Source organism: Rhodococcus sp. 24CO, assembly GCF_050586165.1.
Classification (GTDB): Bacteria; Actinomycetota; Actinomycetes; order Mycobacteriales; family Mycobacteriaceae; genus Rhodococcus_F.
In genome coordinates this window covers 517,151-531,619 of the sequence record NZ_JAZFNF010000002.1, presented here as the reverse complement: position 1 = coordinate 531,619, position 14,469 = coordinate 517,151, and the positions used below count along the sequence as shown (strand labels likewise).

General features: G+C 61.6%; 14 protein-coding genes and 1 pseudogene. 3 read left to right on the top strand and 12 right to left on the bottom strand.

Annotated features, from left to right (window positions below; genetic code table 11):
• Window positions 1-8 precede the first annotated feature (8 nt).
• On the bottom strand, window positions 9-1,220 hold the full coding sequence (locus V2B23_RS06750; RefSeq protein ID WP_430949632.1) for a 4-hydroxybenzoate 3-monooxygenase: 1,212 nt from the start codon (window positions 1,218-1,220) through the stop codon (window positions 9-11).
• A 109-nt stretch (window positions 1,221-1,329) separates the two neighbouring features.
• On the opposite strand from V2B23_RS06750, the gene V2B23_RS06745 reads away from it, so the two are divergent.
• A complete protein-coding gene (locus V2B23_RS06745; RefSeq protein WP_430949749.1) occupies window positions 1,330-2,043 on the top strand; it encodes an IclR family transcriptional regulator in 714 nt (237 codons plus the stop codon).
• A 6-nt stretch (window positions 2,044-2,049) separates the two neighbouring features.
• Here the strand turns inward: V2B23_RS06745 and V2B23_RS06740 are convergent, their stop codons facing one another.
• Genes V2B23_RS06740 through V2B23_RS06725 form a run of 4 tightly spaced genes read right to left on the bottom strand, consistent with a single transcriptional unit; the run spans window position 2,050 to window position 5,866 of the window.
• Window positions 2,050-2,805: a succinate dehydrogenase/fumarate reductase iron-sulfur subunit gene (locus V2B23_RS06740; protein WP_430949631.1), complete on the bottom strand. Its 756-nt coding sequence runs from the start codon at window positions 2,803-2,805 to the stop codon at window positions 2,050-2,052.
• Between the two features lies 1 nt (window position 2,806).
• Window positions 2,807-4,738 carry a fumarate reductase/succinate dehydrogenase flavoprotein subunit gene (locus tag V2B23_RS06735; protein ID WP_430949630.1) on the bottom strand — a complete coding sequence of 644 codons (1,932 nt, stop codon included), beginning with the start codon at window positions 4,736-4,738 and terminating at the stop codon, window positions 2,807-2,809.
• A gap of 25 nt (window positions 4,739-4,763) precedes the next feature.
• The gene (locus V2B23_RS06730; RefSeq protein WP_430949629.1) at window positions 4,764-5,582 is read right to left on the bottom strand and encodes a hypothetical protein; all 819 of its coding nucleotides are present in this window, start codon (window positions 5,580-5,582) and stop codon (window positions 4,764-4,766) included.
• Entirely contained in the window at window positions 5,579-5,866 is a 288-nt protein-coding gene (locus tag V2B23_RS06725; protein WP_430949628.1) for a hypothetical protein, read from the bottom strand. Before V2B23_RS06725 ends, V2B23_RS06730 begins: the two co-directional genes overlap by 4 nt.
• A 197-nt stretch (window positions 5,867-6,063) precedes the next feature.
• Here V2B23_RS06725 and V2B23_RS06720 point away from each other — a divergent pair.
• Window positions 6,064-8,290 (top strand): annotated as a pseudogene (locus tag V2B23_RS06720) (MMPL family transporter).
• Here V2B23_RS06720 and V2B23_RS06715 read toward each other — a convergent pair.
• Genes V2B23_RS06715 through V2B23_RS06700 form a run of 4 tightly spaced genes read right to left on the bottom strand, consistent with a single transcriptional unit; the run spans window position 8,291 to window position 10,782 of the window.
• Complete coding sequence (locus tag V2B23_RS06715) at window positions 8,291-9,142, bottom strand: DNA-3-methyladenine glycosylase family protein (RefSeq protein WP_430949627.1); 852 nt, start codon at window positions 9,140-9,142, stop codon at window positions 8,291-8,293.
• On the bottom strand, window positions 9,139-9,744 hold the full coding sequence (locus V2B23_RS06710) for a methylated-DNA--[protein]-cysteine S-methyltransferase (protein ID WP_430949626.1): 606 nt from the start codon (window positions 9,742-9,744) through the stop codon (window positions 9,139-9,141). The genes V2B23_RS06715 and V2B23_RS06710 overlap by 4 nt, the downstream gene beginning before the upstream one ends.
• Window positions 9,741-10,238, bottom strand: a complete 498-nt coding sequence (locus tag V2B23_RS06705) for an RNA polymerase sigma factor (RefSeq protein ID WP_430949625.1) — start codon at window positions 10,236-10,238, stop codon at window positions 9,741-9,743. Before V2B23_RS06705 ends, V2B23_RS06710 begins: the two co-directional genes overlap by 4 nt.
• Before the next feature lie 43 nt (window positions 10,239-10,281).
• The gene (locus tag V2B23_RS06700) at window positions 10,282-10,782 is read right to left on the bottom strand and encodes a methylated-DNA--[protein]-cysteine S-methyltransferase (RefSeq protein WP_430949624.1); all 501 of its coding nucleotides are present in this window, start codon (window positions 10,780-10,782) and stop codon (window positions 10,282-10,284) included.
• A gap of 144 nt (window positions 10,783-10,926) precedes the next feature.
• Between V2B23_RS06700 and V2B23_RS06695 the strand changes: the two genes are divergently transcribed.
• Window positions 10,927-11,472, top strand: a complete 546-nt coding sequence (locus V2B23_RS06695; RefSeq protein ID WP_430949623.1) for a ribulose 1,5-bisphosphate carboxylase large subunit — start codon at window positions 10,927-10,929, stop codon at window positions 11,470-11,472.
• Here V2B23_RS06695 and V2B23_RS06690 read toward each other — a convergent pair whose 3' ends face one another.
• The 3 genes from V2B23_RS06690 to V2B23_RS06680 are packed head-to-tail and all read right to left on the bottom strand — an operon-like array spanning window position 11,473 to window position 14,440.
• Window positions 11,473-12,210 carry an SDR family NAD(P)-dependent oxidoreductase gene (locus V2B23_RS06690; protein WP_430949622.1) on the bottom strand — a complete coding sequence of 246 codons (738 nt, stop codon included), beginning with the start codon at window positions 12,208-12,210 and terminating at the stop codon, window positions 11,473-11,475.
• The gene (locus tag V2B23_RS06685) at window positions 12,207-13,232 is read right to left on the bottom strand and encodes a phosphotransferase family protein (RefSeq protein ID WP_430949621.1); all 1,026 of its coding nucleotides are present in this window, start codon (window positions 13,230-13,232) and stop codon (window positions 12,207-12,209) included. The genes V2B23_RS06690 and V2B23_RS06685 overlap by 4 nt, the downstream gene beginning before the upstream one ends.
• Complete coding sequence (locus V2B23_RS06680) at window positions 13,232-14,440, bottom strand: acyl-CoA dehydrogenase family protein (RefSeq protein WP_430949748.1); 1,209 nt, start codon at window positions 14,438-14,440, stop codon at window positions 13,232-13,234. The genes V2B23_RS06685 and V2B23_RS06680 overlap by 1 nt, the downstream gene beginning before the upstream one ends.
• Window positions 14,441-14,469: the final 29 nt, after the last annotated feature.

The following is a 14,469-nucleotide window of genomic DNA, read 5'->3' as shown; positions in this document are numbered from 1 at the left end:
GCCTACTGCTAGGGCAACGCGTGAACGAGCTGCGGCAGCGGCATCCCGGTGTAATTCTCGGCAATCAAGGTCAGTCCCGCTTCGGAGCTGGTCACAACATCGAGTTCGGCTTCCTGGCGCTTGATGTCGAACGGCGACGCATCAGGCGCTGTATGCAGCATCGTCGACATCCACCACGAAAAATGCTGAGCACGCCACACCCTTGGCAACACAGCCGAAGAGTAGCCGTCGAGGGCTTGTCGATCCCCGGAGGTAAAGAAGCCGACCATGGCGTCGGCCAGTACCCACACGTCTGCCAGCGCCAGGTTCATACCCTTTGCGCCGGTCGGCGGGACAGTGTGCGCGGCGTCCCCGGCCAAGAACAAGCGGCCGGATTGCATGGGTTCACACACAAAGCTACGGAACGGCAGGATGCTCTTCGAGAAGATGGCCCCCTCCTTGACCTCGACGCCAGGTCCGTCCACGCGTCGGTGCAACTCGTCCCAGATTCGATCGTCCGACCAGTCGTCGACAGTGTCGTCCACCGAAACCTGTAGATAGTGCCGTTGGACGGTTTCGGATCGCGTGCTGCAGAGTGAAAATCCCCGCGGGCTGTGGGCGTAGATGAGTTCGTCCGAGGTTCGGGGAGCTTCGGCAAGAATGCCGAACCAGACGAACGGGTACTGGCGGAAGTAGTCGGTACGTACCTCGGGCTCCGGAATGAGGTGGCGCGTCCCGGTTCGCGAACCATCGCATCCCGCAACAAGTTCGGAGTCCAGCCGCTGCGCCTGACCGTCGGCGTCGACAAACGTGATGAACGGGTGATCGCCAGTGTGCTCGTGTACCTCGACGTCACTGACGCCGAAGCGAATGTCCCCACCGTCTGCCAGTCGGCGTGCGATCAGGTCGATGAGCACCTCATGCTGCGGGTACACCGTCACTGCCCGACCGGTGAGTCCCTCGAAATCGACGCGACGACCCTCACCGGCGAACCTGATCTGGGTACCGGTGTGGCGATGGCCTTCCGCGAGTAACCGATCACCCACGCCGGTTGCGATCATCAAATCCACAGTGTTCTGCTCGAGAATTCCCGCCCGGATCGTTCCTTCGACGTCTTCGCGGGTACGGCATTCCAGGACAACGGAATCGATCCCCTGAAGATGAAGAAGATGAGAGAGCATCAGACCGGCCGGTCCGGCCCCGACGATACCGACCTGGGTGCGAATGGGCGGCAGACTCATAGAACTCTCCTCGGTAGGAAAAACTTTCACTGATTGGATGGTCGCGGGACACGGGGGCTGCCAACAAGGTAGTTTTCGTTGAGTGAAAGAAGTCGCTACTCCGCCGGGGATGCTGGAACGAGCTATGGTCCTGCTCGATCTGTTCACTCCGCAGCACCCCCGCCAGACAATCACCGAACTTGCACTGGGTTCCGAATTGCCGGTGCCGACGGTCTTTCGCATCTGCCGAGAACTCACCAGGCTCGGAGCGCTCGAACGTGGAGACGACGGCCGGTTTCAGATCGGACTTCGGGTCTGGGAGATCGGGTCCCGTGCGCCCCGAGCACACGGTTTACGTTCCGTCGCAATGCCGTTCATGGAGGACTTGCACGAAATCACCGGGCAGAACGTGCAATTGGTTGTCCGCGACAACCTCGAGGCGGTCTACCTCGAGCGGTTGTCGAGCCACGACGCCGTCGGACTCGTCGGCCGGGCAGGTGGACGATTGCCGCTGCACGCTTCCAGCGGCGGACTGGTGCTTCTGGCTCATGCTTCCCAGGACGTCTTCGACGACGTTGTCGCGGCCGGGTTGCGGGCGTTGACGCCCTTCACGATCACCGAGGAACCGACGCTGCGCACTCTGCTGGCCGAGATCCGCCGCACCGACGTCGTCGTAGCTCGCCAGTACCTCAATCTCGGCACGCTGGCGATAGCGTCGCCCATTCGCCGCTCTCGCGACGTCGTAGCGGCGCTATCCGTTGTCGTTCCACTCGACACCGGCAGTGCTCCCCTCGTCCCGGCACTGCAGGCAGCCAGTCGCGCGATCTCTCGAGGAATTTTCTGACCCGAATCAGGATTCACCACGACGAAAAATCTTGTTGCCCAGCCAGACCAACGGGTCGTAGCGCCGATCCACCACTCGTTCCTTCATCGGGATGATCGCGTTGTCGGTGATCTTGATGTCCTCCGGGCACACCTCGGTACAGCATTTGGTGATGTTGCACAGACCGAGTCCGGACTGGTCTTGCGCGGCGTCCCGACGGTCTGCTGTATCGAGAGGGTGCATTTCGAGTTCGGCGATCCGAATGAAGAAGCGGGGGCCGGAAAACGCCTCCTTGTTGTCCTCGTGATCACGCACGACGTGACAAGTGTTCTGACACAGGAAGCATTCGATGCACTTGCGGAACTCCTGCGAGCGGGCGACGTCGATCTGCTGCATTCGGTACTCGCCGGGAGCCAAGCCGGGTGGCGGTGTGAACGACGGAATCTCGCGTGCCTTCCGGTAATTGAACGAGACATCGGTGACCAGGTCACGGATGATCGGGAAGGCGCGCATCGGAGTCACGGTCACCACCTCGTCCTCCGCGAAAGTCGACATCCGTGTCATACACATCAGCCGTGGACGTCCGTTGATCTCCGCCGAGCACGATCCGCACTTGCCCGCCTTGCAGTTCCATCGCACCGCGAGGTCCGGAGTCTGCGTGGCCTGCAACCGGTGAATGATGTCGAGCACCACCTCACCCTCGTTCACCGGAACCGAATAGTCCCGCAACTCACCACCATCTGCGTCACCACGCCACACCCGGAAACTCGCGTCGTAGCCCATGTCAGGTAGTCCTTCCCGGATGGCCGGCAAGTTCGGAGTCGGTGTAGTACTTAGCCAACTCGTCGATATCGAAGAGCGCCAAAAGGTCCGGTCGCATCGGAGATTGCGGCTCGGAGGTGACCTGCACGTCGGGAACAACGACATTCGGGCGCCCAGCCACCGCTGCGTCCACGGCGCACACCAGCAAGGTGTTGCGCCACTGCGCAGCCATCGCCGGGTGATCGTCTCGAGTATGTCCGCCCCGGCTCTCGGTGCGCAGGAGCGCAGCCTTCGCTACACATTCGCTGACCAGCACCATGTTTCGCAGGTCCACAGCCAGATGCCATCCCGGATTGAACTGCCGGTGCCCCTCCACCACAACCGAATCGATCCGTCGTTTGATGTCGTCGAGCGTGCGTAGCGCTCGGTCGACTTCCTCAGCGGTGCGGATGATGCCGACCAAGTCGTTCATCGTCTGCTGCAGTTCGGTGTGCAGGGTGTACGGGTTCTCGAGCACACCAGCCTCACCCTGAGTTTCGAACGGCGAGAGCAACATCCGCGATGCAGCATCCACGTCGTCGTCTGCCACGATCGGTCGGGCAGGCAGCGACTTCACATAGGTCGCGGCGCCAAGACCCGCTCGCCTACCGAACACGAGCAAATCCGACAGTGAATTTCCGCCCAGCCGGTTGGACCCGTGCATTCCGCCGGAACACTCCCCCGCCGCAAAAAGCCCTGGCACGTTCGATGAACCGGAGTCGGGGTCCACCTCGATCCCGCCCATCACGTAGTGGCAGGTCGGACCAACTTCCATTTGTTCTTTCGTGATGTCGACGTCCGCGAGCTCCTTGAACTGGTGATACATCGACGGCAACCGGCGCTTGATTTCCTCGGCCGGCATCCGGGACGCGATGTCGAGGTACACACCGCCATGCGGGGTTTCGCGTCCCTCCTTCACCTCGGTGTTGATGGCGCGGGCCACCTCGTCGCGGGGTAGCAGATCAGGGGTGCGCCTGTTGTTCTCCTGGTCCTCGTACCAACGATCGGCTTCTTCTGCCGTCTCCGCGTACTGTCCCTTGAACACCGGTGGAATGTAGGAAAACATGAAGCGGTCGCCCTCGGAGTTCTTGAGCACCCCACCGTCGCCACGTACTCCCTCCGTCACGAGGATGCCCTTGACGCTCGGCGGCCACACCATGCCCGTCGGGTGGAACTGAACGAACTCCATGTTGATCAAGTTGGCGCCCGCGCGGAGTGCCAGCGCGTGTCCGTCTCCGGTGTACTCCCAGGAATTGGATGTGACCTTGAACGACTTGCCAATTCCGCCGGTGGCCATCACCACCGCCGGCGCTTCGAACAGTACGCACCGTCCGCTCTCACGCCAGTATCCGAAGGCACCGGAAATACGGTCGCCGTCCTTGGTCAGTTCCGAGATGGTGCATTCCGCGAAAACCTTGATCCGGGCCTCGTAGTCTCCCGTGGCCGCGAAGTCTTCCTGCTGAAGCGAGACAATCTTCTGCTGCATCGTCCGAATGATCTCGAGACCGGTGCGGTCACCGACGTGAGCGAGCCGGGGATAGGTGTGACCACCGAAGTTACGTTGACTGATTCGCCCATCCGGCGTCCGATCGAACAGTGCGCCATAGCTTTCGAGTTCCCACACCCGATCCGGCGCCTCACGCGCGTGCAGCTCCGCCATCCGCCAGTTGTTGAGGAATTTGCCACCGCGCATCGTGTCCTGGAAGTGCGTCTGCCAGGTGTCCTTCTCGTTGGCATTGCCCATCGCGGCAGCGCACCCACCCTCCGCCATCACGGTGTGAGCCTTGCCGAACAGCGACTTACAAACCACGGCAACGGAAAGTCCCTGTTCTCTGGCCTCGATCACCGCGCGTAGCCCGGCTCCGCCGGCTCCGATCACCACGACGTCGTAAGTGTGCCGTTCGACTTCGGTCATTCACTCTCCCTGAAGAATTGGGTGGTCAATTGATCAGACGCAGGTCGTCGATCGTCCCACTGGCCACGAGCATGATGTAGAAATCGGTGATCATCAGCGTGCCGAGCGTGGTCCACGCAAGCTGCATGTGCCGCGTGTTGAGTTTGCTCACCTGTGTCCACAACCAGTAGCGGATCGGATGTTTCGAAAAATGGGTGAGCCGTCCTCCCGTGACGTGGCGGCACGAATGGCACGACACCGTATAGGCCCACAGCAAGCACACGTTGCCCACAAGGATCAGCGTGCCGAGACCTATCCCGAAGCCACCGTCTGCTCCGTGGAAAGCCCGAATCGCGTCGTAGGTATTGATGATCGACACAACAAGCGCCACGTAGAAAAAGTACCGATGCGAGTTCTGGATGATCAGCGGAAGCCGTGTTTCGCCCGAGTACGCGCGATGTGGTTCCGCGACCGCACACGCAGGCGGCGACAGCCACACCGACCGGTAATAGGCCTTGCGGTAGTAGTAACAGGTCAGCCGGAAGCCCAGCAGAAATGGCAGCACCAGGAACCCGAGCGGAATCCACATCGGCAACTCACCGATCGGTGTGCCGAAATCGCTGGAACCCGGAGCACACGAGTCGCTCAGGCACGGAGAATAGAACGGCGTCAGGTAATGGTATTCCGCGACCCAGTACGCGCTGCGGACAAACGCCCGGATCGTCGCGTAGACCAGGAAGACGGACAATCCCAGTACGGTCAGCAGCGGCGCTCGCCACCACCGGTCCGTTCTCAGCGTGCGCGGCGCAATGCGAGCACGCGAAGGCGCACCGACCCCACTCGAATCGACCGGTGGTGCACTCATCCGTCGTGCTCGGTCGGGTGGCCGCCGATACCCTCGTCATCGGCGCCCTGCCACATCGACGCGTCGTACGGCGTGTCGGGCACGGGAATTCGTTCGGCCTGTTCGTGATGGGTCAGGTGCGGCGGTGACGCGGCCAGATCGCCGGAGTCGATCTCCAGGCGCTCCAGATCATTGGCCAACCGGCGGACCTGCGGTACGTCGCCGTACAAGGACCGCAGCGAACCGACACAGTGACGGAGATGGTCGATGGTGCGCTCGAGTTCGAGCATTTCGGTGGTTGACATAGATCTCTCCAACCGATCGGTAGAAGTGGTGACTCATATCGGCTTCGACAACCGGGTCGCTGTACCTCCTGCGCGTGAAAGTTGTGTTCCTCGCATGAACGGGTACCCCAATTGCGGTAGTTCCACCGCGCCTGCTCGCGTGTTCTACTGAAAATGTTGTTTTATCGGTGCCGGCCTCATGTGCCCCCAGGAGAACGATGACCAAACTGGATTCCACTGACGCGGAAAAGAACGACGGCAGAGCGACCAGAGCCTTCCGCCTGCCGATATTCACGGTGATCGCATTGGCGATCTTCGCCTTTGTCGCGGGCGGATTCGGCGGTTCTTTCCAAAGCAAACTCGCGGAGGTTCAGAAGAACGACAACTCGTCGTATCTTCCGAGTTCGGCGGAGTCCACCGTCGTTGCGAATGAATCCGCGAAATTCCTTCCGGTGGAGACCATTCCTGGTTTTGTCGTATTCCATCGGGATTCTGCGCTGTCCGATGCGGACAAAAGCCGCTGTCGAATCTGCACGCCAAGCCATTTCCGGAGTACCCGGCGTCGACGCAGACGGAATGCAGCCAACACAATTCTCCGCCGACGGCACCATTGCATCCATTTTTGTGCCGCTGATCGCCAAGGACGACGGCACCGCGGTGTCCGGCGAGGAGCTGGCGGCAACCGAACAGAACGTCCTCGACGCTGCTGAGAAGGCTGCCGGCGACCTCGAAGTACTACCCGCCGGGCCTGGCGGGCTCCTGGTGGCATTCATCGACGCGTTTGCCGGGTTGGACAGTGCACTCCTCGGCGCGGCGTTACTGGTTGTCATACTGATCCTGCTGGTGGTCTACCGATCGCCGGTGCTGTGGTTCTTTCCGCTGTTCTCGGCGCTCCTGGCCATCGGCTTGTCGTCGATGGTGATCTACTTCCTCGCGAAGGCCGAGATCCTGACTTTGACCGGTCAATCTCAGGGAATCCTGTTCGTACTCGTGATCGGTGCGGGCACCGACTATGCGCTGCTGCTCATTTCGCGATACCGCGAAGAACTTCACAGCTATCCCAATCGATTCGACGCGATGATCCGAGCGTGGCGCGAATCGGCGCCCGCGATCACGGCTTCGGCTGTCACCGTCGTTCTCGGATTGCTCTGTCTGACCTTCTCGCAGTTGAACTCCAACAAGAGCCTCGGCCCGGTGGCCGCGATCGGGATTGCCTGCACGTATCTGGTGATGATGACGTTCATGCCCGTTGCACTGGCGGTGGTCGGCCGCTGGGTGTTCTGGCCCCGGACACCACGCGTCGATCACGCCGCAGATCTTGCGACGCACGGCATGTGGGGCAAGATCGCGACAACCGTCGGCAACAGGGATCGCTCGTTGTGGATCGGCGCGTCGATTCTGCTCATCGTGTTGTTCGCGGCCGGAATCGGAAGCCTGAAAACCGATGGGCTGACCGCGGCCCAGAACTTCACCAACACTCCGGATGCCGTTGTCGGGCAAGAACTCTACGATTCCGCGTTCGACCCGGGAGCCGGCGCACCGGCCGTCATCACTGCCAACGCGGATCAGTCCGACGCGGTCATCAAGGCGGCAAGCGCTGTCGAGGGCATATCCCAGGACGCCGGGTCCGTATGCACGCAAGTTGACGTCGCGAAGGTCAGCGAATTGATCAAGACCAATCCAGCCGCCGTCGCCCAGGCAGCGGCCGCTGGCTGTGCCCCACCGGGCTTCACCGCCCCGCCGATCAACGGGCGAACCATGATCAACGCGATGCTTGTCGATTCATACGATTCCCCGCAGGCACTCGAGACGATCAAGCGCCTCCGCACCGCTGTCCACGAAGTCCCGGGCGCCGACGCTCTTGTTGGCGGCAGCACCGCAACCACTCTCGACGTTCAAGCGGCGTCCGTGCGCGACCGCAATCTCATCATCCCCATCGTGCTGGCGGTAATCTTCGTTGTTCTTGCCATACTTCTTCGCGCGCTGGTCATCCCCGTGATTCTGATTGCAACGGTGGTCCTTTCGTTTGCTGCCACCTTGGGCGTCAGCGGTTTCTTCTTCACTCACGTCTTCGGTTTTGCGGGTGCTGACCAGTCATTCCCGCTCTACTCGTTTGTCTTCCTCGTAGCGCTGGGCATCGACTACAACATCTTCCTGATGACCCGCGTTCGCGAGGAAACCGGTGAATTCGGCACTCGCGCAGGTGTATTGCGAGGACTTGCCGTCACCGGCGGCGTCATCACTTCGGCCGGGATCGTGTTGGCGGCAACGTTTGCCGTCCTAGGAATTCTTCCACTGGTCTTCTTGGCCGAGATCGGTTTTGCCGTTGCGTTCGGCGTGCTGCTGGACACGATCATAGTGCGCAGCGTCCTGGTTCCCGCTCTGTCCCACGACATCGGCAAGAAAATCTGGTGGCCATCTAGCCTGGCGACCTCGAAAGACTGACTAGAGAAAAGCTTCTTTCGTCCACAGATGAAACAACGCGTAAGCGCGCCACGGTCGCCATTGCTCCGACAATGCCGCAGCTTCCTTGCCGGACGACACACCCAACGCGCGTTTGAGAACCAGATCATCCGGCACAAACGCGTCCCGATCTCCGAGGATCCTCACGGTCAGATAGTCGGCAGTCCACGGCCCGATTCCTGGCAGAGCTAGAAGATCAGCCCGAAATCGCAGCGGGTCGGCATCCCAGCCGAGATCAAGATACTCGGCAGCGGCAATCGCCAAGGTGTGCACCGTTCGTGCACGCGCACTGGTCAATCCGACAGCTTTCTGTATCGCCTCCGGAGAACTGGCCGCTACAGACTCCGCCGATGGGAAGGCCGAGAACTCGTGATTCACGGGTAGTCCGAACGCTCCGACAAACCGTCCACCAAATGTTCGCGCCGCCCCCAGCGAAACCTGCTGCCCCAGAACAGTCAGCACCGCAGTCTCGAAACCGTCGACGCTACCGAGCACACGTAAACCTGGCCGGGCCGAGATCAGCGGAGCCAGCGTCCCGTCCGACGCCAGCGCCGCCTCCCACACACGATGATCACCGTCGAGATCGAGCCACCGCCGTACAACCGACTCGAGCTGAGCAGTGTCCGTATCCCTGTCGACGCTCACCGACACACAATCCTCGTGCCATGACACCGACACGATCGCGGGGCCGGTCGCCAGCGGGACGACGCGCACATGGACTCCGTCGTCGTGACGTTCCAGTCCGGCGACTGCATGAGCCTCGAGCGCACCGATCAACGGCTCCGTCGCATACGGCGGAGTGAACGGAAGAGTCAGCGTCACAGCCTTGTTCATTGCCGCGATTCCAGGTCCAGCAGTACGGCCTTGCGCTCCGGACCACCCGCGTACTGGCCCAGGCTTCCGTCACTTCGGACAACCCTGTGACATGGCACCACCAACGGCAGTGGGTTCTTGGCACACGCCGTGCCTACCGCACGCACTGCACGCGGACTACCCGACGCCGCGGCAACCGTCGAATAGCTTGCGGTGTGGCCATATTCGATCTCCGGGAGGTGGCGCAGCACTTCCCGCCGAAATCCCTTTGCCAGCTGGAAATCCAAATCCAGATCGAATTCCCTTCGGGCGCCGGCAAAGTACTCGTCCAGCTCGCGGGCAACGGTGTCGAGCCTGCGCGGATGATGCAGGACACGAGGACTGACAGTATCGGCCAGCCGTCCCAGCACGACGTCGTGTCCCTCGACGGCAAACGCCACCCGCACCAATCCGACATCCGTTGCAGCGAGGAGTAATTTCCCGATCGGCGAGTCGACGATCCGATAGGCAACATCGATCAATTGCGCCGCCGCAGCCGCATCAGCCAACCGTGAATGCAGTCGCGCAAGTGCTTCCGGGTCGGACGCGGGAAGTGCGCCGAACACGTCGGCATCTGTGGTCATGACCGGCTCCCTTCCGGAACGGTGTTGGGCAAGTAGGTTTTTCGCAGGGACGCAATACCGTCGGAGCCCGCCTTCCTCGCGGCGGCCGGAGTACTGCCCAGAATTTCGGCGACCTCCGCGTACGGCAGCCCACCCAGGAAGTGGTATGCCACCGACGCTCGCTGCTTGAACGGCAGTTGCTCGAGCGCATCCCAGAGTTCGTGGTTCCACGCTCCGGGAAGGCCGATACGCGTCGGCAATTCCGGAAGGTCGTCGGTGGGAACCGCGACGCGCCCTCGCACTCGCACGATGTCGATGGCTTTGCGGTGCGCAATGGTCACCAGCCATGCCTCGACATTCGCGTCGGGATCCAGGTCCGGATAGGCACGCATTGCCGCCAGGAAGGTCTCGGACCACGCGTCTTCGGCATCAATCGGACCGACCACTGCGCGACACACACGAAGCACCACCGCCCCGTGCTCTGCCACGACGTTCTCGAACGGTTTCAGTGCCACGATCGGTAAACGCTCGCGCCCCGAGTTATGTGAGTTCGTTCCATCAGAACAGCACGTCCGAGATTCCGCCGGACTCTTGTTCGAGCAGAAAGCGCTTGCGGTCGAGACCGCCGGCAAAACCCGTCAGACTCCCGTCACTACCGACCACGCGATGGCAGGGCACGATGATGCTGATCGGATTCTTACCGTTTGCCGCCGCGACAGCACGAATCGCCAGAGGGTTGCCAAGAGTTTGCGCAAGCTCCAGATAAGACCACGTCTGGCCGTAGGGAATTGTCCGCAGCGCATCCCACACTCGTTGCTGAAACTGCGTGCCCGACGGGTCCAACGGCAACGAGAACTCGGTTCGCTCCCCGGAAAAATACTCGTCTAGCTGTTCCCGGACAGCACCGAAATTCGAGGGTGCACTCTCCCCGAAAGTCGACTCGTTCGGCTTGTGACGATGCTCCGCCATGTAGAGACCACACAGGCCGTTTGCCGTCGCGACCAGTGTCAACGGCCCGATCGGCGACTCGATCACTGTATGGGTACGGTTAAGCGCCATGTCTCGATCCTTCCAGGTATCGAGTAGCGATGGCCAAGATGTGGGAACGCCCGGCCCTGAGCTACTCATATCTCGAAGACGACCCGACTCACAGGAATGTGAGAAATGCCTGCACTTCCGACCTTCATCAGGCAGGATCGAGTGATGGCTCTAGTTTTGCCGGGACGTTCCAGCCTGGTCCACACCGTCAGCGATGTGGTGCATTGGTCGCTGTCGACGGTCGTTTTCGCAGTCACACTCCCAGCCCGCCTCGAGGCGCTGTTGGTAAGCGTCGAGAGGTTGGTTGCGCGAATCAGCCAGATAGCCGAGAACGCAGACCGCGTCGTAGTCGGCGCAGCTTCCGTCACTGTTCGCGCTGAGACGTTGATCGAAGCCGTCGAGCAAACATCGGACATCGCGCAGCAACTTCTCGAACTGTACGAACCCATCGCAGTTCAACTGGCTCCGTTAGCTGCCAGGTTTGCGGATGATCTCAGCGAATCCGAAGTCACAGCCGCCATAACGCTGATCGACAAGCTCCCGGAACTCACCGAACGAGTCACTGCTGTCCTGCCGATTCTCGCCACCTTGGACTCGGTCTCCCCCGAAGTCCACGAACTCCTGGGGGTCGTCAAAGACCTGAAACAGGCGATCGTCGGCGTGCCCGGGTTCCATTTCTTCCGCAAACGTGGCGAGAATCGGCCGGGTTGATCAGGCCCCGTAGCCGTCGGTGCCGGCTCGGGTCATCACGATCTTGGGAACTACCGCTCGAGACGAGAGCTTGAGCAGTCCGTCCACCAACTCGACGATATCGTCGACCTTTATCATGGTTTCCGGCGTAATCCGATCGTGCGTCCAGGCCGACATGTCGGTGTCGACATATCCCGGAGCAATTGCCGTGCCGCTGATGCCGTTTCCGGATTCTTCGGCGTTGAGCGCTTCGATCATCGATATCAACGCCGCTTTGGTTGCGCCGTAAACACCCAGACCACTTTCGGCGTACACCCCGGCAATTGATGCCAGCGCAACGACCTTTGCTCCGCCACTCGGGTGTGCATCCGCTGCCACTCGCAGGAACGGCAACGACGCCTGAAGCAGCGCCAACGGCGTCCGCAGATTCACTGCGAGCGTCTTGTCGAAGCGCTTCATGGGGTAGTCCGCGATCCGCCCGCTTGTCCCCACACCAGCGTTGAGGATGAGTGCACGCATCGAACCGAATCGATCTCCGTGGGCGGAAACCAATTCCGTCGCAAAGCTCTCGTCCGCCATATCGCCGGCTAGGACCAGAACGTCGGGTGAACCGGCGCGGCGAAGTTCCCCGGCAACTGCGTCGAGTTTCTCACTGTCTCGCGCCGTGATGGTCAATCCGTATCCGAGCGTCGCGAGACGCGTCGCAATGCCCAGTCCGATGCCTTTGGATGCGCCTGTGACGAGCGCCGACGCACTCACGCGAACTTCCCGTTCAATGCATTCAGCCCCGCCGAGATCAGTTCGGGTACAGCCGTTCCCGCACTCTCGAAACCACCACCGACTGTCGCCCCGGCCCGGAAACGATGATCGATCCCCTGGGCGACAACGGCAAGCTTGAAGAATCCGAGTGCCATGTAGAAGTTCCAGTTGCCGAGGTCGCGACCCGAAACGAGCGAATAGCGCTGGGCCAGATCGGCAACAGACGGCAATGACGAACTGGTCCAGGCTGCCGGCTCCCCGAGAACAAGGTCCAACGCGGAATGGCGATACACGCACATCATGGCGATATCGGCCAAAGGGTCACCGAGAGTGGACAGTTCCCAGTCCACCACTGCCGCGACCTTCGTGACATCGTCGGCAGCGAGGATCGTGTTGTCGATCCGGTAGTCACCGTGAACGATCGACGACTCGGAATTCTCCGGAATCAGTTCCGAGAGCGCAGAAGCCAAGCGGTCGACGTCCGCAGAATCCTCGACCTTCACCCGCGACCATTGACCGGCCCACAATTTCACCTGCCGCGCGACGTACCCGTCAGGACGCCCTAGCTCTCCGAGACCGACCGCGTTGTAGTCGACGGCATGCAGTTCAGCAAGAACGCGCACCAGTTCATCGACACAGGCCGTGACCTGTTCTGCGGGAAGAGCATCAAGTTCCGACTTCGTCCGGATCACTTGACCGTCGATGAACTCGACGACGGTAAACGTCGCACCCATCACCGACGCGTCCTCGCACAGGGCGACGGTGGGAGCCACCGGCACCGCAGTGTTCTGCAGTGCCGACGTGATGCGGAATTCCCGCGCCACATCATGCGCCGACGGCGTCAAACCCGCAGTCGGAGGGCGGCGCACAATCCAACTCGACGCGTCGTCGTAGATCCCGTAGGTGAGGTTGGACTTGCCGCCGGAGATCAGTTTCGCACGCAGATCGCCGGTTACCGCGACGTCCGAGTCGAGCAGGTACTTCCGCAGGGCAACGAGGTCGAGACCGGGAAACTCAGTCATCACGCACCGTCTCGCGCAGCTCGACGTGCCGCTCCCACAACGCGCTTCGCGATTGCCCACCGATGAACCTCGGACGGTCCGTCGTACACGCGGAACGGGCGGACCTCGCGGGACAGTCGCGCGAGAGGCAAGTCGTCGGACACACCGATACCGCCGCACATCTGAATGGACCGATCGACGATACGGAAGATCGCCTCCGCTGCATACGTTTTTGCGATCGACGTGGAGTTGCTTGCATGTCCTCCCTGATCCAGCTCCCAGCACGCCTGAACCAACAGCGCGCGAGTGGCCGCGATGTCGATTTCGTTGTCGGCGATCATCTTCTGGATCATCCCGAGATCACCGAGCTTGGAACCGAACCCTTCGCGCTCCGCCACCCGGGCCACGGCGATGTCGTGCCCGCGACGCGCCGCGCCCAGCCAGCGCATCACGTGCGTCATGCGAGCGGGACCGAGACGGACCTGTGCGTACGCGAAGCCCTGGTCGACCTCGCCAAGAACAGCCTCGCCGGGGACGAAGAGATCCTCGAAAGTGACCTCGCAGTGGCCACCGATCATGGACTTGTCGAGTGTGCCGATATGACGACCGACGATCAATCCCGGCGATTCTGCCGGCGCGAGAAACATTGTGGCACCGCCACGTTGGCCGGGTTCACCCGACGTGCGCGCCATGATGATGAAGAAGCCTGCGCCGTCAGCGCCGGTGATGAACCACTTCTTACCGTTGATCTTCCAGCCACCCGGGGCCTTCTCGGCGCGGGTGTTGAGAGCCGACGGATCGGATCCGGCACCGGGCGCCGGCTCTGTCATGGCAAAAGCCGAACGCTTGTCACCGCGGGCGAGCGGCGCGAGGAACTGTTCCTTCTGCGCGGCATTTGCCACGTGGGCCAGCATGTGGACGTTGCCCTCGTCCGGGGCAGCGATGTTCAGTGCGGTGGGACCGAACAGTGAGTAGCCGGCTTCCTCGAATACCGGCGCACGATCACTCATGTTGAGGCCGTGCCCGCCGTATTCGATCGGCGCATGGGGAGCGAAGACGCCTGCAGCCTTTGCCGCGGTCTGCATCTCGATGCGAGTTGCGTCGCCGCCGGCAACGGCAATGTCGCCGCCGTGCTTGTCCTCGATCGGGAGAACTACATCCCGGGTGAAGGCGCGCGTCTTCTCGATCAGCGCGGTCACCTCCGGCGCATACGTCAGATCGATTGCCACCATCCACCTCCAAGTGAGACCGACCGAGC